Genomic DNA, 23047 nt, shown 5'->3' on the forward strand with positions numbered 1-23047 from the left:
TCCAGCCTCAACCCTATCTCAAATCACAAACCGCGCCACCATCGCATTCAACCCCACCGCCAGGCGCGACAGTTCGTGGGTCGCGTCGCTGGTCTGTTTCGCGCCACTGGCCGACTGGGTGGCCAGGTCGCGGATGTTGACCAGGTTGCGGTCCACTTCACGGGAAACCTGGGCCTGTTCTTCCGAGGCGCTGGCGATGACCAGGTTGCGTTCGTTGATCTGGTTGATCGACTGAGTGATCTGCTCCAGCGCCACACCAGCGGCCCGGGCCATTTCCAGGGTGCTTTGGGTGCGCTGGTTGCTTTGCTGCATCGACTGTACGGCCTGGCCGGTGCCGTTCTGGATGCCGGCGACCATTTTTTCGATTTCCTGGGTCGATTGCGCGGTGCGATGGGCCAGGGCCCGGACTTCGTCGGCCACCACCGCAAAACCACGTCCGGCTTCCCCGGCACGGGCAGCTTCGATGGCGGCGTTGAGGGCCAGCAGGTTGGTCTGCTCGGCGATGGCGCGGATCACGTCCAGCACCTTGCCAATGTCGCGGCCCTGGACCGCCAGGCCTTCGATCATCGAAGCGGTGGCTTGCACGTCGTGGGTCATGGTCTGGATCGCGTCGACGGTTTCCACCACCCGCGAGCGACCTTCCTGGGCGGCTTGGGTCGATTGGTTCGAGGCTTCGGAGGTAGACACCGCGTTACGGGCAACCTCCTCGACAGCGGCGGTCATTTCGTTGACGGCGGTGGCGGCCTGTTCGATTTCGTTGTGCTGCTGTTGCAGTCCACGGGAGGATTCCTGGGTGACCGCGCTCAGCTCTTCGGCCGCAGCCCCCAGTTGGCTGGCGGAGCCGGCAATCTGCTCGATGGTCTGGCGCAGGCTGCCTTGCATGGCGGCCAGGGCCTGGAGCAAGCGGGCGGGCTCATCCTTGCCATCGTCGGCGATAACCTGTACCAGGTTGCCGCCGGCGATGGTCCGGGCCGCCTCCAGTGCACGATTGAGCGGGGTTACGATGCTGCGAGTCAGCAACAATGCCAGCACGATAGTGGCCAACGCAGCGATGATCGAGACGATGATGATACCGGTGATGGCGCTATTGTAGTTCTCACCCGCCTTGGCCGATGCTTCGCCAGCGCCTGCCACGTTTATCGCGATGAGCTTGTTGAGCTGCTCACCCATCAGGTCGGTGCCTTCCTTGATGCGCGTATTGATGTGGGTGCGCAACTGGTCGACCTTGTCCTGGCGCGACAGCTCCAGCATTTCCTGCTGAGCTTGCAGGTATTTTTCCAGGGTGGCCGAAAAGGCCTTGTACAGCTCGGCCTCCTCCGGTGTGGCCTGCAGTGCGGCGTAGCTGTCATTGGCCTTGTGCAGTTTCTCCACCAGCACGTTGATGCGGGTCTCGGCCTCTTTCAGGCTGGCCGGATCCCGGTTGACCAAAATCCGAAACGAGAGAATTCGCATACGCAGAACGCTTTCCATGACGTTGCCCAGGTACCCGACACTGGGTACTTGGTTCTGCTCCATGTTCAACGAAGCCTGGCGGATGATTGACATGCGATTGGCGGCGAACACGCCGAGGGCGACCACCAGCAAAGCGATGAAGGCGAAGCCTAAAAAGGCTCGGGGGGCGATATTCAGACTGCGTAGAGACATGGGAAGACCTCGCGACGTTGGAGTCGAGCATCCATGCCATCAGCGCACTGGTTGAAATAATTATGGATGCGCCTGACTCGTTATCGGCCGGGCTTTAGGCTTTTAACAGGGGGGACTGTAAAAATATTTCGCGAGGCTTTTGTGACGAGGGCGCCTGCTCCCTCGCCACTGGATCGTGTTACCGGGCGGCCACCCGCCACAGCCGGGCGATGTCCCGGGCGCGCTCGCTCAGCAGGCGCGGGGCATCGACGCAGGCTTGTTGCAAGGTCATCGGCCCGTTGGCCAGGGCAAAGGCGGCATCGATGCCATGGTCGTACAGTGCCTGGTAGCCCTCCCCCAGTGTGCCGGCGATGACCAGCACCGGTACGCCCTGCCGGCGGGCGATGCGGGCCACGCCGAAGGGCGTCTTGCCGCGCAGGGTCTGGGCGTCGAAACGGCCTTCGCCGGTGATCACCAGGTCGGCGCCACTGATCGCATCGGCCAGCCCGGTCAGTTGGGCGACGACTTCCACGCCGGTACGAAACTGCGCCCCCAGGAACGCCTTGGCCGCGAACCCCAGGCCACCGGCCGCGCCGCTGCCCGGTTCGTCGCGTACATCCCGCCCCAACACCTGGGCGCAACGGTCGGCGAAATGTCCCAGGGCCCGATCCAGTTCCTGCACCTGCTCGGCGCGGGCGCCCTTCTGCGGACCGAAGATCGCGGAAGCGCCATGGGGCCCGCACAGTGGGTTATCGACGTCGGCGGCGATCTCGAAACTGACCTGGGCCAGGCGCGGGTCGAGATCGCCCAGGTCGATGCGCGACAAGTTCGCCAGGGCCGAGCCACCGGGTCCCAGGGGTTGGCCGTGCTCATCGAGCAACGCCACGCCCAAGGCCTGCATCGCGCCGGCGCCGCCATCGTTGGTGGCACTGCCGCCGATTGCCAGGATCACCCGCCCGGCCCCTTCGTCCAGTGCGGCACGGATCAGCTCGCCGGTGCCGTAGGTGCTGCTGGAACAGGCATCGCGCTGCCCCGGCGGCACGAGTTGCAGGCCACTGGCCTCGGCCATCTCGATGATCGCGGTGCGGCTTTCGGCCAACCAGCCCCAGCGCGCCTCGACACTCCCCCCCAGGGGCCCGCGAACCCAGGTGTGACGCCATTGACCGTTGCAGGCTGCCAGCACCGACTCCACCGTCCCCTCCCCGCCGTCGGCCATCGGACACTTGATCAACTGTGCATCCGGCCAGACCTCGGCCAGCCCCTGGGCGATGGCATCAGCGACGCCCTGGGCGCTGAGGCTGTCCTTGAACGAGTCGGGGGCGATGATTATTTTCATATTATTCTCCGGTTCCGATGCACAGCATGCTGCCAGTTGACCGCAGCCATGACGCCGGTCCGCCGCACAAAAGACACCGGGCATTATTGTTCAATTTCACAAAGATCGGTTGGCCAAGGGGATTGTGGTCGAAAGTGAGGGCCTCATCGCGAGCAAGCTCGCTCCCACCGTTACGCTGCTCACTCAAGAAAAACGCTGCCCCCCGTGGCGAGGGAGCTTGCTCCCGCTGGGCTGCGAAGCGGCCCTTTCTGTGAGCGCTTCGCACTCAAGCGGGAGCAAGCTCCCTCGCCACAGGTTTGTCGACAACCTTAAGTGAGCGGCATTTCCCACAGTAGGGGGTCACGTGGGTTTATCGGCGGTCTGGGGTAGCAGCTGCACCCCCAGGTACAACACCAGCATCCCATCCAACCGCAACGGATCCACGCCGCTCAGTTCGGCGATGCGCTCCATGCGGTAGCGCAAGCTGTTGCGGTGGATACCCAAGGCTTCGGCGCAGGCCTGGCTCTGGCCGTCGTGTTCGCACCAACTGCGCAGGGTGGCGAGCAACTGGCCGTTGCTGTCCTTGGCGATGACCTTGCGCAACGGGGTCAGCAACTCGTCGAGGGCATCGTCACTGCGATGGCGCCAGAGCAGCACCGGCAGGCGGTAGCGGCTGAGGCTCAGCAAGCGCGATTGCGGCAACACATCGCGCCCGTAGGCCAGCAAGTCCGCCACCCGTCGATAGCAACGCCGCAGGCCCGCCAACCCTTCCGCCTGGCCGCCCACTGCGATGCGCAGGATGTTCCAGCCCAGCCCATCGAGCTTGCCCAGTAGCCGCTCGTTCTCCACCGAGGCGGTGACCGGGCGACACCAGAGCAAGGAAGATTTGGACGAGGTCAGGCACCAACTGTCCGGGTAGCGCGACATCAACCACGCGCTCAACGTCTCGACGGTCTGGCCGGGCCCATGTTCCAGCCCCAGCTCGAACAGATATGGCACCCGCGACAATTGCGGCTTGAGGCCCATTTGCCGGGCTTCGTCCAGCAATCGCGGCGAGTCCCCGGCGTCCCCCAGCAGCAACGCCAGCAAGTCATCGCAGCGCTGACGACGCCATTGCTGCTCGGCCTGCTGGTTACGCTGGCCCACCAGCATTTCGGCGGTCATGCGCACCAGTTCGGCGTAGGTACGCAGTTGCTCAGGCTCGCCGGTGATGCCCAGGACGCCGATCAGCCGTTGATCGAGCATCAACGGCAGGTTGATTCCCGGCTGCACGCCCTTGAGGTGCATCGCGGTGTGCTCGTCGATTTCCACCACCCGACCGTTGGCCAGGACCAGTTGCGCACCCTCGTGCCGGGTATTGACCCGCTCGCGCTCCCCGCTGCCGAGGATCAGGCCCTGGTTGTCCATGACATTGACGTTATACGGTAGGATCGCCATCGCCCGGTCGACGATGTCCTGCGCCAGGTCGTGATCGAGTTCGAACATGGGCGGTGTTCCTTGCAAGCGGCGTGGATTGTTGTTTTAGGCGTGGGTTTGGTCAGGCGCACAGGGTTTGAACGCAGACCCTGTGCTCAGGCACAAAGACACGGGGCCTTGGGCTGGCCGAGACTCAAGGGGCGGTCAACGTTACCCCTTGGCTCGCGAAAATCATAATAAAGAGAGACCCGCCATGTCCCAGAGCGCAATAGCCCTCCTGGCTACCCCCGACGAAAAAAATACCGTCTACAAGTGCATCACCCTGCGCTTGATCCCCTTCATTTTCATCTGCTACCTGTTCAACTACCTCGACCGGGTCAACGTTGGCTTCGCCAAGTTGCAGATGCTCGATGCCCTGAAATTCAGCGAAACCGTGTACGGCCTCGGTGCCGGGATTTTTTTCATCGGCTACGTACTGTGCGGCGTGCCGAGCAACCTGGCCCTGACCCGATTCGGCCCACGGCGCTGGATCGCGCTGATGATGATCACCTGGGGCACCCTGTCGACTTGCCTGCTGTTTGTCACTACCCCCACCGAGTTCTATACCTTGCGCTTGTTCACCGGCGCCGCTGAAGCCGGATTCTTTCCGGGTGTGGTGCTTTATCTCTCGCAGTGGTTCCCGACGTTCCGACGTGGCCGGATCATGGCCTTGTTCATGTCGGCCATTCCGGTGTCCGGCCTGCTGGGCAGCCCGTTTTCCGGATGGATCCTCAACCACTTCGCCGCGGGCCAGGGCGGCCTGGCGGGTTGGCAGTGGATGTTCCTGCTGCAAGGCATTCCGACGGTGATCCTCGGCGCGCTGGCGTTCTTCCTGCTCAGCGACACCTTCGCCAACGCCAAATGGCTGACCGACCAGGAACGCGCCGTGCTCACCGCCGACCACGCCGAAGACCTGGCCAACAAGCCAAAGACTGCCACCGACTCGCTGTTGGCGGTGTTCAAGAACCCGGCGATCTGGGCCTTCGGCCTGGTGTACTTCTGCATCCAGAGCGGCGTGTACGCGATCAACTTCTGGCTGCCGTCGATCATCAAGAACCTGGGCTTCAGCGATAACCTGGTGATCGGCTGGCTGAGTGCGATCCCTTATCTGCTGGCGGCGGTGTTCATGTTGCTGGTGGGCCGCTCGGCGGACTTGCACAAGGAACGCCGCTGGCACCTGGTTGTGCCAATGCTGATGGGCGCCGCCGGGCTGCTGATCGCCGTCAACTTCGCCACCACCCCGGCCATCGCCATCATCGGCCTGTCCATCGCCACCATGGGAGCCCTCACTGGCTTGCCGATGTTCTGGCCGGTGCCCACCGCCCTGCTCAGCGCCGGTGCCGCCGCCGGTGGGCTGGCCTTGATCAACTCCATGGGCCAGATGGCCGGGTTCCTGAGCCCGTACCTGGTGGGCTGGGTCAAGGACGCCACCGGCTCGACCGACGCGGCGTTGTACCTGCTGGCCGGGGTGATTGTCTGCGGCAGCCTGTTGGCGTTGCGCATGACCCGTACCCTGCGGGCCTGACACCCCTGTGCCCCCTGTGGGAGCGAGCCTGCTCGCGATGGCGGTGTATCAGTCGATATAAATGTTGGCTGACCTGACGCTATCGCGAGCAGGCTCGCTCCCACAGTGGATTTTGGTGGGGTTGAGAAAACGGTTGGATCCACGCGACGGTTCTGGTATTTGATTGAGCCTTTCCCCATGGATAAAAGGATCTTGTCATGAGCTACCGCACGCTAGGCCATTCCGGGTTGCAAGTCTCGACGTTGACCCTGGGCACCATGATGTTCGGCGAACAGACCAGCACCGAGGATTCGCTGCGGATCATCGACAAGGCCTGGGACCAGGGCATCAATTTCATCGACACCGCGGACGTCTACACCAACGGCCGCTCTGAAGAGATCGTCGGCGAAGCGATCGCCAGTCGCCGCCAGGAATGGGTGCTGGCCACCAAGGTCGGCTTCGGTCCGGCGGACGGCGTGCCCAACCGCAGCGGCCTGAGTCGCAAGCACATTTTCAATGGCATCGAGGCCAGCCTGACGCGCCTGGGCACCGATTACCTGGACATCTATTACCTGCATCGCGAAGACCACAACACGCCGCTGCATGTCACGGTGTCGGCCATCGGCGACTTGATTCGCCAGGGCAAGATCCGCTACTGGGGCCTGTCGAACTACCGTGGCTGGCGCATCGCCGAGGTGATCCGGATCGCCGACAGCCTGGGCATCGACCGGCCGGTAATCAGCCAACCGCTGTACAACATCGTCAACCGCCAGGCGGAAACCGAGCAGATCACTGCCGCGCAGAACTACGGCCTCGGCGTGGTGCCGTTCAGCCCCCTCGCCCGCGGCGTGCTCAGCGGCAAGTACGCCCCGGACGTGGCACCGGACGCCAACAGCCGCGCCGGCCGCCAGGACAAACGCATTCTGGAAACCGAGTGGCGGGTCGAATCCCTGCGCATTGCCCAGCAGATCCTGCAATACACCCAGGGCCGGGGCGTGGGCATCGTCGAGTTCGCCATCGCCTGGGTGCTGAACAACAGCGCCGTGACCTCGGCCATCGTTGGACCGCGCACCGAAGAACAATGGGATTCCTACACCAAGGCGCAGTCGGTGAAGATCAGCGCAGAAGACGAAGCCTTCATCGATTCGCTGGTGACACCGGGGCATGCTTCGACACCGGGGTTCAATGATGTGAGTCATTTCGTGCCGGGGCGCGTGCCTGTGGGAGCAGGGCTTGCCCGCGATGAACGATAACGCGGTTCACCTGTTGAACCGCGGCGTGGCTATCGCGGGCAAGCCTTGCTCCCACAGGTTTTGCTACCGCAGCAGGCCTTGCTCCCACATGACTCGCTCCCACAATCAACACCCTGCCACAGGTAGGGTGTTGGTTGATCGCCCCCAAGAGAATCACTGTGTCCAAAGGCATCGCTCTATCGGTCTCGGCCTCCGCGCTGTTCGCCGTCATGTACTACTACACCTCGCTGCTCTCACCCCTTACCGGCGTGGAAATCTTCGGCTGGCGCATGCTGCTGACAATGCCGTGCATGACCGCCTTCCTGCTGGTAACGCGGGACTGGAACCTGGTCACGGCGCTGATTCAACGCCTGGTCGCCACGCCACGACTGTTGATCGCAGCGATAGCCTCTTCGGCCCTGATGGGTGCGCAACTGTGGCTGTTCATGTGGGCGCCGCTCAACGGCTACAGCCTGGACGTGTCGCTGGGGTACTTCCTGTTGCCGCTGTCGATGGTTCTGACCGGGCGCATCGTCTATGGCGAACGCCTGTCCTACTTGCAGAAAGTCGCCGTATTCTTCGCCACCCTTGGCGTGTTCAACGAGTTGTACCAGGTGGGTGGGTTTTCCTGGGCGACCTTGCTGGTGGTGATCGGCTACCCGATCTATTTCATCCTGCGCAAACGCATCAAGACCGACAACCTGGGCGGGCTCTGGCTGGACATGACCCTGATGCTGCCCGTGGCACTGTGGTTCGTGCAAAGCGGCGAACAGGGTCTCGGCGTTTTCGATCAGTCCCCATGGCTGTCCCTGCTGATCCCGTTGCTCGGAGTGATCAGCGCCAGCGCGCTGGTGTCCTACATCGTCGCCAGCCGGCTGCTGCCGTTCAGCCTGTTCGGGTTGTTGAGTTATGTCGAACCGGTGTTGCTGCTGGGCGTTGCGCTGTTATTGGGCGAAAGCATCAAGGCCGGTGAATGGCTGACCTACATCCCCATCTGGATGGCGGTGGCAGTGCTGGTGTTCGAAGGGTTCAAGCACCTGGTGCGGCAGCAGCGCCGGAATTAAGGTCACCACTTAACCCTGTGGGAGCGAGCCTGCTCGCGATGGCGGTGGCACATGCCCCACTGATGTACCAACCAGATCGCAATCGCGAGCAGGCTCGCTCCCACATTTTGATCTGCGTCTGGCAACAAAAAGCCCGCCTGGCAATGACCTCAGGCGGGCTTTTTGGTCTCAGGCTTTACTCGGTAGCAAGCACGCCACGACGCACCTGGTCACGCTCGATGGACTCGAACAACGCCTTGAAGTTGCCTTCGCCGAAACCATCATCACCCTTGCGCTGGATGAATTCGAAGAACACCGGCCCCATCAGGGTTTCCGAGAAGATCTGCAGCAGCAGGCGCTTGTCGCCTTGCTCGGAAGCACCATCCAGCAGAATGCCCCTCGATTGCAGTTCCGCCACGGGCTCACCGTGGTTCGGCAGGCGGCCTTCGAGCATTTCGTAGTAGGTGTCCGGCGGCGCGGTCATGAAGCGCATGCCGATGCTTTTCAGCTTGTCCCAGGTCTTGATCAGGTCATCGGTGAGGAAAGCCACGTGCTGGATGCCTTCGCCGTTGAACTGCATCAGGAACTCTTCGATCTGCCCGGCGCCCTTGGACGATTCTTCGTTCAACGGAATGCGGATCATGCCGTCCGGGGCGGTCATGGCCTTGGAGGTCAGGCCGGTGTATTCGCCCTTGATGTCGAAGTAGCGGATCTCGCGGAAGTTGAACAGTTTCTCGTAGAAACCGGCCCAATAGGCCATGCGCCCACGATAGACGTTGTGGGTCAGGTGGTCGATGATTTTCAGGCCCGCGCCCACCGGGTTGCGGTCAACGCCCTCGAGGAAGACAAAGTCGATGTCATAGATCGAGCTGCCTTCGCCAAAACGGTCGATCAGGTACAGGGGCGCGCCGCCGATGCCCTTGATCGCCGGCAGATTCAGCTCCATCGGGCCGGTCTCGATGTGGATCGGCTGGGCGCCGAGTTCCAGGGCGCGCTTGTAGGCCTGTTGCGAATCCTTGACCCGGAACGCCATGCCGCACACCGACGGACCGTGCTCGGCCGCGAAGTACGAGGCCACGCTGTGGGGCTCGTTGTTGAGGATCAGGTTGATCGCGCCCTGGCGATACAGGTGCACGTCCTTGGAGCGGTGCGTGGCCACTTTGGTGAAGCCCATGATCTCGAAGATCGGCTCCAGGGTGTTGGGTGTAGGCGATGCGAATTCAATGAATTCGAAGCCCATCAGGCCCATGGGGTTTTCGTATAGATCTGCCATGTCGGCGCCTCATCATTCTGGTCAATTAACAAAAAAAGTTAGTTGCAAGCGATGCAGGGGACACGGGGCGGCGCGCAGGAAATGCCACGAACGCTGCGGGCGAGGAAATCGCCATAGATCAGTTGAAACCCAAGTATCTTCATTGTCGACCCAAGGCTCTTGCGGGCGAGGCTTCTGCTGCCAGAAGACGTTATTCTTATATGCGTAAATCGATTCTACACAGCGTAACCAGGTTTGTCCGCCTTCTGTATCAAATCGCCTTTTCCTTCGACCGCGCAAGGGGTTTGTTGCACAGGAAAATGCCCACCAGGATCACGCCCCCGCCGACACACATCAAGGCCGTGAGCCGTTCGTCGAGCAGCAGCGCCCCCAGCAGCACCGCCGTCAGCGGATTGAGTGCGATGAACACCCCGGAACGGGTCGCACCGATCCGCCGAATGCCGTCATACCAGGCGATGTAAGCCAGGGCCGAGCCCAGCACGCCGAGGTACAACAGGCTCAGCCATTGCTCCATGTCCAGTGCGCGCAAGGCCTCGAGGCGGATATCCCCCGCCGTTGCGCAGGCCAGCCACAACATCAACGTGCCCAGCAGAATCGACCAGGTCACGGTCTGCAAGGGGCCGAGGCTTTCATTCAGGTTCCTGGAAAACAGCGAATAGATGCCCCAGCCCAGCACGCAGCCAAAAATCAGCAGGTCACCGGCCCAGCCCTGTACTGCGTCTTGCAACAAGGCCGGATCACGACTGACGATCACCAGTCCCGCTCCGCCGATGCACAGCGCGATGCCCACCACTTTCAAGCGGCTCAGCCGCTCCTTGAACAACCACCAGGACGCCAGTCCGATCACCGCCGGGTTCAAGGCCACGATCAACGACGCCCGCGACGCATTGATGTACTGCAAGCCATAGAAGAAGCACAGGTTATAGAAAAAGATTCCGAAGAACCCCAGGGCGGCCAATTGCAACCCCTGCTTCACACTGGGCCTGACCAGCGGGATCCCGGCCAGGGCGAGAAACGACAGCAGCGCGATACTGGCCAGCAGAAAACGCAGGCTGGCGGCAAACATCGGAGCCAAGGCATCGGAAAGGATCCGGCCGGCCACGAAGGTCCCGCCCCAGATCATGGTGACCATGGCGAGCTTCAGATAGACCGGCAGGTCCGATGGGATTGGGACGGTTTGTTCGAGGGCTTTCATGGTTTCACCACGGCACGCTAATGAGAACGACACAACCTGTGGTGAAGGGATTGATTGTGGGAGCAAAGCTTGCTCGCGATGGAGGCGGCGCGATTCAGCAGGCAAACCGAGTCATCGTTCATCGCGAGCAAGCTTTGCTCCCACAGCCCCCACACCAGGGCGATGCTGCTTCCTGATTCAGGTCAGATACGTCAGTATTGGGGTCATGCTTGATCATCGTAAAATGAGCAATCCCTCATGACTCTCACCCAACTCGAAATCTTCTCCCTGGTCGCCGAGCTCCGTGGTTTCACGGCGGCGGCAATGCGCCTGGGCATCGGCCAGTCGGCGGTCTCCCACGCCATCAAATCCCTGGAACAGGAGTTGGGGGTGGAATTGCTCCGGCGTCATCAGTCGGCGGTGGAGCTCAGCGACATTGGCCAGCAGTTGCTGCTGCGGGCCCGGGCCATGCTCGGGTTGGCCAACACTTTGCGCCAGGAAGCCGCCGATGCCCGGGGCATGCGCCGAGGTACCTTGCGCATCGGCTCGTTCGGGCCAACTTCATCGATGAAACTGTTGCCCGGTATCCTGCGGCGCTATCGAGACTTGCATCCAGGAATCGAAGTACACATCGATGAAGGGCCTGACAGGCAGGTCATCCAGTGGTTGGACGAACGGCGGATCGACGTCGGCTTCGTGGTGCTGCCCGAGGACCGTTTCGATACGTTCATGCTGCTGGAAGATCAGATGGTCGCCCTGCTGCCCACTTCACACCCCCTCGCCACCCAGGCCAGCCTGAGCCTCAAGGATCTGTGCAACGACCCCTTCGTGCTCACCGAGGCAGGATCGTCGGAGCTGGTCACTCGCCTGTTCAATGCCGCCCGGCTGACGCCGAACGTGCGTTTCCGTTGCTCGCAACTGCTCAGCACCCTGGATGTCGTCAGGCGTGGCGAAGCGGTGAGCGTGGTTTCCGAAGGTTCGTTGCCGGACGTCGAGAGCCCGGGCTTCGTCGCGCGGCCATTGTCACCGCGAGTGCCGCGCCAGATTGGCCTGGCGGTATTGGACAGCCGCCAGGCCTCGCCCGCCACCCTGGCGTTCATCGAACTGGCCCGACAGCCATGAGCCCAGCACTGAACCTGTGGGAGCCTGGCATTGAACCTGTGGGAGCAAAGCTTGCTCGCGATGAAGGCACCTCGGTTCTCCAAGTGGACCGCATGATCGTTCATCGCGGGCAAGCCTTGCTCCCACAGACCTCGCTCCCACAGTCACACTGCTGTCAGCAAGTAACCGACAGGCCATCTATCATGGTCGGCATCCAACGTTTCCCCCTCATCCCCTTTTCCAGGTTGTGCCGATGCCCTTGACCGCTACCCGCTCGCACACCCGGCCCCGTCGCTATCTAGTCACCCTGCTTTGCGGCCTGGTGCCAATACTGTCAGGGCTGGCCATTTTGTACATGCAGGCCGAACGGACGCTGGCGCAACAAACCCGGCAGACTGCCGAGGAATCGGTCAGGCAGATCGAACTGATGCTCGACAATACCGCCTTGGCGGCTCGGGAACTATTGCCCCTGGCCGGCCAACCCTGCGAAGCGGTAAAGCTGGCATTACGCGAGCAAGTGACACGCCGGCCCTTTGTCCGCTCGACCAATCTTATCTGGGACAACAGCCTGTATTGCAGCTCGCTGTTCGGGGCCTTCGAGGAACGGGTCAACCCGGGCGACTACCATCAAGGCACGTTGTGGCTCATGGACGGCAACCCGGTCACGCCGGATACCGCGCTGCTGGTTTATCGGCTCAACGTGGGCCATCAAGGCGCCTTGGCCACGCTTGACGGGTATCACCTGGCCAACGTCTTGCGCTTGATCGGTCGCCAGACCCGCCTACGGTTGCAAGTCGGGCCGAACTGGCTGACGGCGGACGGCAAGGTCCGCCCAGCCCCGTTGCCCATGCTGCCGGTCACCCGGCATGAGCTGGGGTCATCGCGCTACGCCTTCAATGTGGAAGCCGGATTCGATAAGGGTGAAACCTGGCGCTACATGGCCCGGGAATATCCACCGCTGTTCAGCCTGCTGATCTTTTTTGGCGTCGTTGCCGGGACGCTCGGGCACTGGCTGCAAAAACGCGCCTCGTCACCCAGCCGTGAACTGCAACGGGCACTGGAAGCCGGCGAGTTCGTTCCGTATCTGCAACCGGTCGTGCACAGCGATAGCAAACGCTGGGCCGGCGTCGAAGTACTGATGCGCTGGAACCACCCCAAGGAAGGCCTGGTTCGCCCGGACCTGTTCATTCCCTTCGCCGAACACAGCGGCCTGATCGTAGCGATGACCCGGGCGCTGATGCAGCAGACCATGCACCTGCTGGTGCCGCTGGCGCCTCGACTCGAAGCGCCGTTTCATGTCGGCATCAACATCACCGCCCGTCACTGCCAGGACTTGGCACTGGTGGACGATTGTCGCGAATTTCTCGGTGCCTTCGCGCCAGGTACGATTACCCTGGTACTGGAGTTGACCGAGCGCGAACTGATCGAACCTACGCCCGTTACCCAGCAACTGTTTGGCCAACTGCAGGAACTGGGCGTCAAGATCGCCCTCGACGATTTCGGCACGGGTCATTCCAGCCTGGCGTACTTGCGTCAGTTCAATGTGGACTTCTTGAAGATCGACCAGAGTTTTGTCGCGATGATCGGTGCCGATACCCTGTCGCGGCACCTACTGGACAGCATTATCGAACTGTCGGGCAAGCTGGGCCTGGACATGGTTGCCGAGGGTGTCGAAACCGTCGAACAAAGCGACTACCTGAGCGCCCATGGGGTGAACTTTCTACAGGGTTACCTATTTGGTCGACCGATTAGCGGGCAGGCGTTCATTGAGACGTTGGCCGGCATTAATGGCAGTTAACCGCCGCCGATCTATTGACGACGATGCGCCAACTGGTAAAAACGTTTGCTGTTGTTACATAACGAAAAAGTTACGATTTACACTTTCCGGATTAACTACTACAATTTTTTCTACCTGTGCCAGATAGCAGGAGAGTCATTAACACTGAGTCGCTTCAAGGCGCTTAGCTTATAGCTTTGTTTGCGGTTGATATCAGCCAAATATTTTGATTGGAGTAACGATTTTGTCCAGACTCGCTGAATTTCGTGCAGCCGAAAAGGCCCTTCAAGAACAGCTCAAGCAGCTGGAGTCGCTGAAGAACGATGCCGGGCTCAAGAAGGAAATCGAATTCGAGGAAAAGCTCCAGGGACTGATGAAAACCTACGGCAAGAGCCTGCGCGACATCGTCGCGATCCTCGACCCGAACCCGTCCAAGGCAAGCCTGCAATCGACCAAACCCACCAAGACCCGCCGTGCGCGAGTGGTAAAGGTTTACCAGAACCCGCACACCGGCGAGTTGATCGAGACCAAAGGCGGCAATCACCGCGGCCTGAAAGCCTGGAAAGAACAATACGGTGCAGCGACCGTCGATTCCTGGTTGCGTGGTTGATAATGCGTGGCTGACAGCCTCCCTGCAAAAAGCCCTGAATACACTCAGGGCTTTTTTATGGGCTAAACTTCTGGATTAAATCCCGGGTGTATTACGCTGACGGCGTTATAGTTTCAAACTGTTTCGCACCGACTGTATTTCATCCTGGCTTTCAACAAACACCTGCGCCTGCCCTGCATAGGACAGCACATAAGCCTTGCCCTCATTTAGTGCCGCGACGAGGGCCTGAGACAATACATGTCGCCCGTTTTGCGTGATCGTACAAGTGGTTTCCAATGCAGTTACGCCGCCCAACATGGAGGCATGGATCTTAGTGCACACACTCTGGTAACCGCCCTGGAAAAAATCCTTCTGGATTGATTTGCGCATTTCCAACAATACGCCCTGTAAGTTGACCTGATGATCGGGCTCGACGGTGGTCGTGGTCAGTTCCATGACCATCACGGCATTGCCTGCCGAATCACTCTTGGTTGCACGTTGTCGCTGGGGGGCCGGCGCCGCAGAGGCCGATACATCGGCGGGCAGCGGCTCGACAACCCAACCCTGGGGCCAAGCGACCTGTGGTTCGGCCGCCTGGACACCACAAACACAGGCAAATAGCAGGACAAACAGCGAAAGGAACGGTCGAATCATTGCGTTGGCACCCAGGGACGAATCGTCAAGTCTGAAGCTCGAGGCAGGACCAGGCAAGAGCCACACGCGGTTTGGCGATGCCGCGCCCCTTGCGTATCATGGGCGCACCTGCAAGGACGCCGTTTGACGCAAGCCCAGGAACCGCCGCAGCAAGGTTGCGGCGTCGTTTGCCCCACTTATTTTCCGGAGGGCCCATGAGCCTGCACGAACTCAATACTTTCCCGGGCGTCACCGCCCAACCTGACGCCGCCACAGCCAAGTTCGTCTTCAACCACACCATGCTGCGGGTCAAGGACATCACCCAGTCGCTGGATTTCTACACCCGCGTGCTGGGTTTCTCGCTGGTGGAGAAACGCGACTTCCCGGAAGCCGAATTCAGCTTGTATTTCCTGGCTTTGGTGGATAAAAGCCAGATCCCAGCGGATGCCGCAGCACGTACCGAATGGATGAAGTCGATCCCTGGCATCCTCGAACTGACCCACAACCATGGCACCGAAAGCGACCCGGCGTTCGCCTACCATAATGGCAACAGCGACCCACGCGGCTTCGGCCACATCTGCATCTCTGTACCGGACATCGTCGCCGCCTGCGAGCGCTTCGAAGCACTGGGCTGCGATTTCCAGAAGCGCCTGAACGATGGCCGTATGAAAAGCCTGGCCTTCATCAAGGACCCGGATGGCTACTGGGTCGAAATCATCCAGCCTGCGCCGCTTTAACACTCACCAGCGCTCCCACATTTGATTGTCAGTGACGTGGATTTTTCGCCCCGCACAAATCCCCTGTGGGAGCGAGCCTGCTCGCGATGACGGCGGCACATTCAGCATTGATGCAGGCTGACCCACTGCTATCGCGAGCAGGCTCGCTCCCACATCGGTTAGTGGTGAGTGCGTGAAATAGCCAATAAAAAACCCCATGAGCCAGGCTCATGGGGTTTTGTTTTTGCTGCTATCGGTTGTTCAAGCCGGCGCAGAGGTACGGATCAGGTGATCGAAGGCGCTCAACGAGGCCTTGGCGCCCTCGCCCACGGCAATCACGATCTGCTTGTACGGCACGGTGGTCACGTCACCTGCGGCGAACACACCAGGGATCGAGGTTTCACCACGGGCATCGACAATGATCTCGCCCCGCGGCGACAGCTCGACGGTGCCTTTGAGCCAATCGGTGTTGGGCAACAGGCCGATCTGCACGAAGATCCCTTCCAGCGCCACATCCCGTACTTCACCGCTCGGGCGGTCCTTGTAGCGCAAGCCATTGACCTTCTGGCCATCCCCCGTCACTTCAGTGGTCTGGGCGTTGGTAATCACGGTGACGTTCGACAGGCTGTGCAGTTTGCGCTGCAACACCGCGTCGGCACGCAATTGCACATCGAACTCCAGCAAGGTGACATGGGCGACGATACCGGCCAGGTCGATAGCCGCTTCGACGCCGGAGTTACCGCCACCAATCACCGCCACGCGCTTGCCTTTGAACAGCGGACCGTCGCAGTGCGGGCAGTACGCCACACCCTTGTTACGATACTGCTGCTCGCCCGGCACGTTCATTTCGCGCCAGCGGGCACCGGTCGCCAGGATCACGGTCTTGGCCTTGAGGTTCGCACCGCTGGCGAACTTGATTTCATGCAGCCCGCCGTCCTTGCCCGGCACCAGGGCGTCGGCGCGCTGCAGGTTCATGATGTCCACGTCGTACTGCTTGACGTGTTCTTCCAGGGCGACGGCCAGTTTCGGCCCTTCGGTCTCCTGGACCGAGATGAAGTTCTCGATGGCCATGGTGTCGAGCACCTGGCCGCCGAAACGTTCGGCCGCCACGCCAGTGCGGATGCCTTTACGGGCCGCGTAGATCGCCGCCGAAGCGCCAGCCGGGCCACCGCCGACCACCAGTACATCAAAGGCGTCCTTGGCACTGATTTTCTCGGCCTGGCGTTCGATACCGCTGGTGTCGATCTTGGCGAGAATTTCTTCCAGGCCCATGCGGCCCTGGCCGAAGTTCACGCCATTGAGGTAAATGCTTGGCACGGCCATGATCTGACGTTCATCGACTTCGGCCTGGAACAGCGCGCCGTCGATGGCGACGTGGTGAATGTTCGGGTTCAGCACCGCCATCAGGTTCAGCGCCTGGACCACGTCCGGGCAGTTCTGGCACGACAGCGAGAAATAGGTCTCGAAGTTGAACTCGCCCTTGAGGGAGCGGATCTGTTCGATGACTTCGACACTGGCCTTCGAAGGGTGGCCGCCGACTTGCAACAAGGCCAACACCAGCGAAGTGAATTCGTGGCCCATGGGAATGCCGGCAAAACGCAGGCTGATATCGGCTCCCGGGCGATTCAACGAGAACGAAGGCTTACGCGCATCGCTGCCGTTGTCGAGCAAAGTAATCTGGTGGGAAAGACTGGCGACGTCTTGGAGTAACGCGAGCATTTCCTGGGATTTCGCACCGTCGTCGAGGGAGGCGACGATCTCGATCGGCTGGGTGACCCGTTCCAGGTATGACTTCAACTGAGCTTTAAGATTGGCGTCCAACATACGGGCGATTTCCATTTTTTGAATTTCAGAAAAAACAACGCCCGAGCGAATCTCGCCCGGGCGTTTTTTGGGGCGAAGCGGCTTACTTGATTAAGAGCGAATCGCCCTCGGATGACTCACAGACTCAGATCTTGCCGACCAGGTCCAGGGACGGAGCCAGGGTGGCCTCGCCTTCTTTCCACTTGGCTGGGCAGACTTCGCCAGGGTGAGCGGCAACGTATTGAGCGGCCTTGATCTTGCGCAGCAGCTCGGAAGCGTCACGACCTACACCGCCGTCGTTGAGTTCAACGATCTTGATCTGGCCTTCTGGGTTGATCACGAAAGTGCCGCGGTCAGCCAGGCCAACTTCTTCGATCAGCACGTCGAAGTTGCGGGAGATAACGTGGGTTGGGTCGCCGATCATGGTGTACTGGATCTTGCCGATGGCTGGCGAAGTGTTGTGCCAGGCCGCATGGGCAAAGTGGGTGTCGGTCGACACGCTGTAGATCTCGACGCCCAGTTTCTTGAACTCGGCGTAATTGTCGGCCAGGTCTTCCAGCTCGGTTGGGCAAACGAAGGTGAAGTCGGCTGGGTAGAAGAACACTACAGACCACTTGCCTTTCAGGTCGGCGTCCGATACCGGAACGAATTCGCCGTTTTTGAAAGCGGTAGCGTTGAACGGTTTAACTTGGCTGTTGATGATAGGCATCGATGTTTCTCCGTCAGGGTTGAAAGTTGATGGAGAGGATCTTAACCACTCATCCCCGGGCTGGCTCATTGGCAAACCTCATGTGAATGATTGGTTTTGGCTATCAGCAGCTAAATAGATAGAAGAAAACTTAATATGGCGAGCAGACTCGCTCGCCATCGGTTCGGCAGGGATCAGGAGGCCACGGGGGTACGCATCGTCACGAACTCTTCGGCGGCGGTCGGGTGCACGCCGATGGTTTCGTCGAAGTCGCGCTTGGTGGCGCCGGCCTTGAGGGCAATGGCCAGCCCCTGGACGATTTCCCCGGCATCCGGCCCGACCATGTGGCAACCCAGCACCTTGTCGGTCTTGGCATCCACCACCAGTTTCATCAGGGTGCGCTCCTGGCAGTCGGTCAAGCTCAGCTTCATCGGCCGGAAGCGGCTTTCGAAAATCTCTACCGTATAGCCCTCCTCCTCGGCCTGCTCCTGGGTCAGACCCACCGTACCAATGTTCGGCAGGCTGAACACGGCGGTGGGAATCATCCGGTAATCCACCAGGCGATACTGCTCGGGCTTGAACAGACGTCGCGCCACCGCCATGCCTTCGGCCAGGGCGACGGGGGTGAGCTGGACACGACCGGTCACGTCGCCAATGGCCAGGATCGACGGTTCAGTGGTCTCGTATTTTTCGTTGACCTGGACAAAGCCCTTCTCATCCAGCGTGACGCCAGTGTTTTCCAGCCCCAGATTGTCGAGCATCGGCCGCCGGCCGGTGGCGTAGAACACGCAATCGGTGATCAACGTCTTGCCATCCTTGAGCTCGACACTGAGGCTGCCATCGTCGAGTTTTTCGATGGATTTGATGTCGGCGTTGAACTGCAGGTCCAGGCCACGGCGGGTCAGCTCTTGCGCCAGGTGCATGCGCACCGCACCGTCAAAGCCGCGCAGGAACAGCTCACCGCGGTAGAGCAACGACGTCTGCGCGCCCATGCCGTGGAAAATCCCGGCGAACTCCACCGCAATGTAGCCACCGCCCACCACGATGACGCGCTTGGGCAGTTCCTTGAGGAAAAATGCCTCGTTGGAGCTGATGGCATGCTCGCGCCCCGGAATGTCCGGGATCACCGGCCAGCCGCCGGTGGCGATCATGATGTGCTTGGCGCTGTAACGCTGGCCGTTGATCTCGACCTCATGGGGCCCGGTGATCCTGGCGTGACCTTCGTGCAGCACCACGCCGCTGTTGACCAGCAGGTTGCGGTAGATGTCGTTGAGGCGATTGATCTCCCGGTTCTTGTTGGCGATCAGCGTGGCCCAGTCGAAACTCGGCTCCCCCGCCGTCCAGCCATAGGCCGACGCTTGTTCGAAGTCTTCGGCGTAATGCGCGCCATAGACCAGCAGCTTCTTGGGCACGCAGCCCACGTTCACGCAGGTGCCGCCCAGGTAGCGGCTTTCCGCCACGGCAACCTTGGCCCCGAAACCAGCGGCAAACCGCGCCGCCCGTACACCACCGGAACCGGCGCCAATCACATACAAGTCAAAATCGTAGGCCATCTTCTATCTCCTTCGGCAGGTCATCAGCATACCTGCTGTTTTCACCTGAGGCAGCGTTGCGATGGTTATGGGGGCGGAACCTGAAAAGCCAAACGGCATCTTTCGCAGCTTGCCTTAGTGGCGAGGGAGCTTGCTCCCGCTCGGCTGCGAAGCAGTCGTAAAACCTGCTGGCGCGGTCTACCCGAAAGAACGCGTCAGTGAGTTTGGGTCGGCTTCGCCGCCCAGCGGGAGCAAGCTCCCTCGCCACGGGATCTTCAGTGCCTGCGATTTGTAGAAAAAAAACGCCCCGAACCAGTCGGGGCGTTTTTCAAGGCGCGGCGCAGGCTATCAGTAAGCCTTGCCGGTCTTGTAGAAGTTCTCGAAGCAGAAGTTGGTCGCGTCGATGTAGCCTTCGGCGCCACCGCAGTCGAAACGCTTGCCCTTGAACTTGTAGGCCATGACGCAGCCGTTCTGGGCCTGCTTCATCAGGGCGTCGGTGATCTGGATTTCACCGCCCTTGCCTGGCTCGGTCTGTTCGATCAGGTCGAAGATGTCCGGGGTCAGGATGTAGCGACCGATGATCGCCAGGTTCGACGGTGCGTCTTCAGGTTTTGGTTTTTCAACCATGCTGTGGACGCGGTAGATGTCGTCGCGGATCATTTCGCCGGCAATCACGCCGTACTTGTTGGTTTCCTGCGGATCGACTTCCTGGATCGCCACGATGGAGCAGCGGAACTGCTTGTACAGCTTGACCATCTGGGTCAGTACGCCGTCGCCTTCGAGGTTGACGCACAGGTCGTCCGCCAGGACCACGGCGAACGGTTCGTCACCGATCAGTGGGCGACCGGTCAGGATCGCGTGGCCCAGGCCTTTCATTTCGGTCTGGCGGGTGTAGGAGAACGAGCACTCATCCAGCAGTTTGCGGATGCCGACCAGGTATTTTTCCTTGTCGGTGCCCTTGATCTGGTTTTCCAGCTCGTAGCTGATGTCGAAATGGTCTTCCAGCGCGCGCTTGCCGCGGCCAGTCACGATGGAGATTTCAGTCAGGCCCGCATCGAGGGCTTCTTCGACGCCGTACTGGATCAGTGGCTTGTTCACCACCGGCAGCATTTCTTTGGGCATGGCTTTAGTCGCTGGCAGGAAGCGAGTACCGTAACCGGCTGCTGGGAACAAGCATTTCTTGATCATATAAGTCCTTGAAAAGGCGGTGTGTACGAGTTTCGGCGCAGTCTAATCAGGCGACGGGCACCTTACAATGCCCGCACTGGCCAACCGATGCCATCATAGAGAAATAAAAAACGACGGATAGTTCAATCGCCTTTCGTTTCGATGGCTGCAGCGGCCCCACTCTACGCCAGTAAGCGCTGTTTGCGAGCATTTGACGTATCATGGCGGCCTTGATCACGCCAATGAGGCAACTAGATGTCGGCAACAAGAAACGCAAACGGTTATTCGGTCAGCCAGGACAAGGACGGCCAATGGTGGATTATCAACTACCACGGTGAGCAGGTCGCCGGCCCCTTGCCCAGCAAGGCCATGGCCGTGGAAGTGGCCGCGGTTTTCCAGGACGAACGCGCCGCGCCTGCGGCGAAAGAACGCGACACCGCCCCCGCACGCAGCCCCCGCCGCAAGAAGTAAACAGACAAGCCTCAAGTAAATGACGCACGGCATTGAACGGGGCTTTGTTTATCTGTACCGGAATGGCCATTCGCTATATTCTCGCGCCTGCCCTCCCTTCCTGATGACGATTCCATGAAAACACTTTTGGCGCTGTTTGCCGTCCTGGCCTTGGCGGGCTGTGCCTCTGCCGAAAAAACCTACCTGGCAAATGGCGAGCAGGGACTGGCCATCGATTGCTCCGGCGAAGCCAATGACTGGGCCACCTGTTATGAAAAAGCCGATGCGTCCTGTGCCGGCACCGGCTACCGCATCGTCGGCACCGATGGCACACCGCAGGCCAAGGAAAGCGAAAAGACCCTGGGTGTCGACGTCGGCAACTACACCAGCCGCAGTGTCGTGGTGGTGTGCAAGTAAGAACTACATGTGGATCTCGGCGAACTTGATACCCAGGCCGCGTATGGTCTCGATCAGTTCGTCGAGGCTGCTGAAGGATTCGACTTCGTCCTGCTCATCCACCAGGAAAAAGCTGCGCCCGGCGCTTTTCTTGAAGAACACGATCCATTCGCCCGGGCTCGCCGGATTCTGGATCACATGAGTGGCAGATATAAGACCTTCTGCATGGCGCTCACGCACCTGCTCGCGCTTCATCGACTGACTCCATAAATGACAATGCCGCCAACGTTGACCGTGGCGGCATTTTTTGTCGAGGGCAACAGTTTATCCGATGCCCGGCCCGCTCGTCAGGCGCAGCCTGCGATCAGCCGGAAATGCAGGCGTTGGCCGCATCCTGCACGTCGCCCGGACGTACCGGTACGTTGGACATGCTTTCGTGCAGCTTGATGCTGCTGCCACTGGAGCGCTCGTCAATGTCGAACACCGCAGCCGGCAGGGTCGACAGTTTGCCCGGGACGATCAGCCGCACACCACCATTCTTGTGCGGCTCCACTTGCAATGGACCACGGCTGCTGGCCAGTTTGTCAGAAACACACTTGGCATATTCGTGGGGTTTCTTTCCGGAAATGACGCTCATGGTGGGCGGCGTCTGGTTGATGTCCGATACCGATGCACATCCACTCATGGCCAATGCCAACACCCACACGCTGCGCTTCATATGATTCCTCCAATAAAGACCCTCCGACAGTGCAGATGCCGTTTTTCTCCGGTACCGCACCGCTTTTTTTATCCCGCTTCCTGCGATAAATGAACAAAGCCTGGAGCGCGGGCCGGATATTAACACTCGGGGCTGATAAACTGCGCATCATTGCCCTTGCTATCGTTTTGATTTGGTAGAAAAAGCCCTCTGGAGGCGCCCCATGAAATTCATTCACCAGCGCGAGCACCTGAACGAAGACGACATCGTCGTCATCGAATGCTCCCAAATGTGCAACATCCGTTTGATGAACGACGCCAACTTCCGCAGCTTCAAGAACGGCGGCCGGCACACTTATCACGGCGGCGCGTTCGACACCTTCCCGGCCAGGATCACCGCCCCTAGCACCGGTTTCTGGAACATCACCATCGACACCGTCAACCGCCGTGCAATCAGCGTCACGCGCAAGCCGAACCTGACTCACAAGATCAAAATCATCCGGCGTTCCAGCTCGAAACTGAGCTGAGCATCGCCCCTTCAAGAAAGGTAAAACCGTGGCCCAGACGACCAAATACGTCATCAAGTACAAGCTCAACGGCGAACGCCGCTTCGAATTCGCGCAACTGGAAAACGGCACCGAGGAAGAAGCCAGGGCCGCGTTGCAGAAACTGCATGGCGAAACCGACGATGTGATCAGCGAAATCGGTGTCAGCAAAGCGCTGTAACGGCTCATCCCGATTGATTTCAGCTGATGGCCCCATGGCCAGTGAACGCCATGCTCTTGTGGCGAGGGAGCTTGCTCCCGCTCGGCTGCGCAGCAGTCGTAAAACCTGCTGGCGCGGTCTACCTGAAAGAATGCGTCAGTGAGTTTGGGTCGGC

Annotated in this window: 23 protein-coding genes and 1 pseudogene; 11 read left to right on the forward strand and 13 right to left on the reverse strand. The window is 60.4% G+C overall.

Features of this window, described 5'->3' with window-relative positions:
- Positions 1-18: 18 nt before the first annotated feature.
- From DTP52_RS31705 to DTP52_RS21735, 4 genes and pseudogenes are all read right to left on the reverse strand, one after another.
- On the reverse strand, positions 19-882 hold the full coding sequence (locus tag DTP52_RS31705) for a methyl-accepting chemotaxis protein (RefSeq protein WP_371925618.1): 864 nt from the start codon (positions 880-882) through the stop codon (positions 19-21).
- Positions 874-1644: pseudogene (locus DTP52_RS31710) on the reverse strand (MCP four helix bundle domain-containing protein); the annotation flags it as partial. The pseudogene DTP52_RS31710 and the gene DTP52_RS31705, both read right to left, overlap by 9 nt.
- A gap of 178 nt (positions 1645-1822) precedes the next feature.
- Positions 1823-2959 (reverse strand): glycerate kinase, encoded by a 1137-nt coding sequence (locus DTP52_RS21725; RefSeq protein WP_109755179.1) that lies wholly within the window; start codon positions 2957-2959, stop codon positions 1823-1825.
- Between the two features lie 339 nt (positions 2960-3298).
- Entirely contained in the window at positions 3299-4423 is a 1125-nt protein-coding gene (locus tag DTP52_RS21735) for a sugar diacid recognition domain-containing protein (protein ID WP_109755181.1), read from the reverse strand.
- A gap of 184 nt (positions 4424-4607) precedes the next feature.
- On the opposite strand from DTP52_RS21735, the gene DTP52_RS21740 reads away from it, so the two are divergent.
- From DTP52_RS21740 to rarD, 3 genes are all read left to right on the forward strand, one after another.
- Positions 4608-5918 carry an MFS transporter gene (locus tag DTP52_RS21740; RefSeq protein WP_109755182.1) on the forward strand — a complete coding sequence of 437 codons (1311 nt, stop codon included), beginning with the start codon at positions 4608-4610 and terminating at the stop codon, positions 5916-5918.
- Positions 5919-6115: 197 nt separating this feature from the next.
- Positions 6116-7150, forward strand: a complete 1035-nt coding sequence (locus tag DTP52_RS21745) for an aldo/keto reductase (RefSeq protein ID WP_109755183.1) — start codon at positions 6116-6118, stop codon at positions 7148-7150.
- 158 nt (positions 7151-7308) lie between these two features.
- On the forward strand, positions 7309-8193 hold the full coding sequence (rarD, locus tag DTP52_RS21750; RefSeq protein WP_109755184.1) for an EamA family transporter RarD: 885 nt from the start codon (positions 7309-7311) through the stop codon (positions 8191-8193).
- 175 nt (positions 8194-8368) lie between these two features.
- Here the strand turns inward: rarD and hppD are convergent, their stop codons facing one another.
- Positions 8369-9445 (reverse strand): 4-hydroxyphenylpyruvate dioxygenase, encoded by a 1077-nt coding sequence (gene hppD, locus DTP52_RS21755; RefSeq protein ID WP_109755185.1) that lies wholly within the window; start codon positions 9443-9445, stop codon positions 8369-8371.
- A 250-nt stretch (positions 9446-9695) separates the two neighbouring features.
- Entirely contained in the window at positions 9696-10640 is a 945-nt protein-coding gene (locus DTP52_RS21760; RefSeq protein WP_109755186.1) for a DMT family transporter, read from the reverse strand.
- Positions 10641-10877: 237 nt separating this feature from the next.
- Here DTP52_RS21760 and DTP52_RS21765 point away from each other — a divergent pair, with 237 nt between their 5' ends.
- From DTP52_RS21765 to DTP52_RS21775, 3 genes are all read left to right on the forward strand, one after another.
- Entirely contained in the window at positions 10878-11741 is an 864-nt protein-coding gene (locus DTP52_RS21765) for a LysR family transcriptional regulator (RefSeq protein ID WP_109755187.1), read from the forward strand.
- A gap of 232 nt (positions 11742-11973) precedes the next feature.
- Positions 11974-13518 carry an EAL domain-containing protein gene (locus tag DTP52_RS21770; RefSeq protein WP_109755188.1) on the forward strand — a complete coding sequence of 515 codons (1545 nt, stop codon included), beginning with the start codon at positions 11974-11976 and terminating at the stop codon, positions 13516-13518.
- Positions 13519-13741: 223 nt separating this feature from the next.
- Entirely contained in the window at positions 13742-14107 is a 366-nt protein-coding gene (locus tag DTP52_RS21775) for a histone-like nucleoid-structuring protein, MvaT/MvaU family (RefSeq protein WP_058544518.1), read from the forward strand.
- Positions 14108-14212: 105 nt separating this feature from the next.
- Here the strand turns inward: DTP52_RS21775 and DTP52_RS21780 are convergent, their stop codons facing one another.
- Complete coding sequence (locus tag DTP52_RS21780) at positions 14213-14740, reverse strand: DUF4946 domain-containing protein (RefSeq protein WP_109755189.1); 528 nt, start codon at positions 14738-14740, stop codon at positions 14213-14215.
- Positions 14741-14934: 194 nt separating this feature from the next.
- On the opposite strand from DTP52_RS21780, the gene gloA reads away from it, so the two are divergent.
- Positions 14935-15456, forward strand: a complete 522-nt coding sequence (gene gloA, locus DTP52_RS21785) for a lactoylglutathione lyase (RefSeq protein ID WP_109755190.1) — start codon at positions 14935-14937, stop codon at positions 15454-15456.
- A gap of 240 nt (positions 15457-15696) precedes the next feature.
- On the opposite strand, the gene ahpF is transcribed toward gloA, so the two are convergent.
- From ahpF to galU, 4 genes are all read right to left on the reverse strand, one after another.
- The gene (gene ahpF / locus DTP52_RS21795) at positions 15697-17259 is read right to left on the reverse strand and encodes an alkyl hydroperoxide reductase subunit F (RefSeq protein ID WP_109755192.1); all 1563 of its coding nucleotides are present in this window, start codon (positions 17257-17259) and stop codon (positions 15697-15699) included.
- A 124-nt stretch (positions 17260-17383) separates the two neighbouring features.
- Positions 17384-17947, reverse strand: a complete 564-nt coding sequence (gene ahpC / locus DTP52_RS21800; protein ID WP_025213143.1) for an alkyl hydroperoxide reductase subunit C — start codon at positions 17945-17947, stop codon at positions 17384-17386.
- 173 nt (positions 17948-18120) lie between these two features.
- Positions 18121-19479, reverse strand: coding sequence for a glutathione-disulfide reductase (gene gorA, locus DTP52_RS21805; protein WP_109755193.1), 1359 nt, complete (start codon positions 19477-19479; stop codon positions 18121-18123).
- 327 nt (positions 19480-19806) lie between these two features.
- On the reverse strand, positions 19807-20646 hold the full coding sequence (gene galU, locus DTP52_RS21810; protein WP_003182953.1) for a UTP--glucose-1-phosphate uridylyltransferase GalU: 840 nt from the start codon (positions 20644-20646) through the stop codon (positions 19807-19809).
- A 234-nt stretch (positions 20647-20880) separates the two neighbouring features.
- On the opposite strand from galU, the gene DTP52_RS21815 reads away from it, so the two are divergent.
- Together DTP52_RS21815 and DTP52_RS21820 are read left to right on the forward strand one after the other, a co-directional pair.
- Positions 20881-21096: a hypothetical protein gene (locus tag DTP52_RS21815; RefSeq protein ID WP_109755194.1), complete on the forward strand. Its 216-nt coding sequence runs from the start codon at positions 20881-20883 to the stop codon at positions 21094-21096.
- A gap of 114 nt (positions 21097-21210) precedes the next feature.
- Positions 21211-21492 (forward strand): hypothetical protein, encoded by a 282-nt coding sequence (locus DTP52_RS21820; protein ID WP_109755195.1) that lies wholly within the window; start codon positions 21211-21213, stop codon positions 21490-21492.
- A gap of 3 nt (positions 21493-21495) precedes the next feature.
- Here the strand turns inward: DTP52_RS21820 and DTP52_RS21825 are convergent, their stop codons facing one another.
- Both DTP52_RS21825 and DTP52_RS21830 read right to left on the reverse strand, forming a co-directional pair.
- Complete coding sequence (locus DTP52_RS21825; RefSeq protein ID WP_109755196.1) at positions 21496-21726, reverse strand: hypothetical protein; 231 nt, start codon at positions 21724-21726, stop codon at positions 21496-21498.
- A 109-nt stretch (positions 21727-21835) separates the two neighbouring features.
- Positions 21836-22189: a hypothetical protein gene (locus DTP52_RS21830; RefSeq protein WP_109755197.1), complete on the reverse strand. Its 354-nt coding sequence runs from the start codon at positions 22187-22189 to the stop codon at positions 21836-21838.
- A gap of 202 nt (positions 22190-22391) precedes the next feature.
- On the opposite strand from DTP52_RS21830, the gene DTP52_RS21835 reads away from it, so the two are divergent.
- Both DTP52_RS21835 and DTP52_RS31220 read left to right on the forward strand, forming a co-directional pair.
- Positions 22392-22694, forward strand: a complete 303-nt coding sequence (locus tag DTP52_RS21835; protein ID WP_109755198.1) for a DUF1883 domain-containing protein — start codon at positions 22392-22394, stop codon at positions 22692-22694.
- A 28-nt stretch (positions 22695-22722) separates the two neighbouring features.
- The gene (locus tag DTP52_RS31220) at positions 22723-22893 is read left to right on the forward strand and encodes a hypothetical protein (RefSeq protein WP_162893818.1); all 171 of its coding nucleotides are present in this window, start codon (positions 22723-22725) and stop codon (positions 22891-22893) included.
- The last annotated feature ends 154 nt before the right edge of the window (positions 22894-23047 follow it).

The sequence above is a fragment of the Pseudomonas sp. 43mfcvi1.1 genome (genome assembly GCF_900115935.1).
Lineage (GTDB): Bacteria > Pseudomonadota > Gammaproteobacteria > Pseudomonadales > Pseudomonadaceae > Aquipseudomonas > Aquipseudomonas bijieensis.

Bases quoted from the DNA above. Each gene is read 5' to 3' on its own strand.
- DTP52_RS31705 (WP_371925618.1), bottom strand. From the start codon at position 882: ATGCAAGGCAGCCTGCGCCAGACCATCGAGCAGATTGCCGGCTCCGCC.
- DTP52_RS21725 (WP_109755179.1), bottom strand. From the start codon at position 2,959: ATGAAAATAATCATCGCCCCCGACTCGTTCAAGGACAGCCTCAGCGCC.
- DTP52_RS21735 (WP_109755181.1), bottom strand. From the start codon at position 4,423: ATGTTCGAACTCGATCACGACCTGGCGCAGGACATCGTCGACCGGGCG.
- DTP52_RS21740 (WP_109755182.1), top strand. From the start codon at position 4,608: ATGTCCCAGAGCGCAATAGCCCTCCTGGCTACCCCCGACGAAAAAAAT.
- DTP52_RS21745 (WP_109755183.1), top strand. From the start codon at position 6,116: ATGAGCTACCGCACGCTAGGCCATTCCGGGTTGCAAGTCTCGACGTTG.
- hppD (WP_109755185.1), bottom strand. From the start codon at position 9,445: ATGGCAGATCTATACGAAAACCCCATGGGCCTGATGGGCTTCGAATTC.
- DTP52_RS21760 (WP_109755186.1), bottom strand. From the start codon at position 10,640: ATGAAAGCCCTCGAACAAACCGTCCCAATCCCATCGGACCTGCCGGTC.
- DTP52_RS21765 (WP_109755187.1), top strand. From the start codon at position 10,878: ATGACTCTCACCCAACTCGAAATCTTCTCCCTGGTCGCCGAGCTCCGT.
- DTP52_RS21770 (WP_109755188.1), top strand. From the start codon at position 11,974: ATGCCCTTGACCGCTACCCGCTCGCACACCCGGCCCCGTCGCTATCTA.
- DTP52_RS21780 (WP_109755189.1), bottom strand. From the start codon at position 14,740: ATGATTCGACCGTTCCTTTCGCTGTTTGTCCTGCTATTTGCCTGTGTT.
- gloA (WP_109755190.1), top strand. From the start codon at position 14,935: ATGAGCCTGCACGAACTCAATACTTTCCCGGGCGTCACCGCCCAACCT.
- ahpF (WP_109755192.1), bottom strand. From the start codon at position 17,259: ATGTTGGACGCCAATCTTAAAGCTCAGTTGAAGTCATACCTGGAACGG.
- ahpC (WP_025213143.1), bottom strand. From the start codon at position 17,947: ATGCCTATCATCAACAGCCAAGTTAAACCGTTCAACGCTACCGCTTTC.
- gorA (WP_109755193.1), bottom strand. From the start codon at position 19,479: ATGGCCTACGATTTTGACTTGTATGTGATTGGCGCCGGTTCCGGTGGT.
- galU (WP_003182953.1), bottom strand. From the start codon at position 20,646: ATGATCAAGAAATGCTTGTTCCCAGCAGCCGGTTACGGTACTCGCTTC.
- DTP52_RS21815 (WP_109755194.1), top strand. From the start codon at position 20,881: ATGTCGGCAACAAGAAACGCAAACGGTTATTCGGTCAGCCAGGACAAG.
- DTP52_RS21820 (WP_109755195.1), top strand. From the start codon at position 21,211: ATGAAAACACTTTTGGCGCTGTTTGCCGTCCTGGCCTTGGCGGGCTGT.
- DTP52_RS21825 (WP_109755196.1), bottom strand. From the start codon at position 21,726: ATGAAGCGCGAGCAGGTGCGTGAGCGCCATGCAGAAGGTCTTATATCT.
- DTP52_RS21830 (WP_109755197.1), bottom strand. From the start codon at position 22,189: ATGAAGCGCAGCGTGTGGGTGTTGGCATTGGCCATGAGTGGATGTGCA.
- DTP52_RS21835 (WP_109755198.1), top strand. From the start codon at position 22,392: ATGAAATTCATTCACCAGCGCGAGCACCTGAACGAAGACGACATCGTC.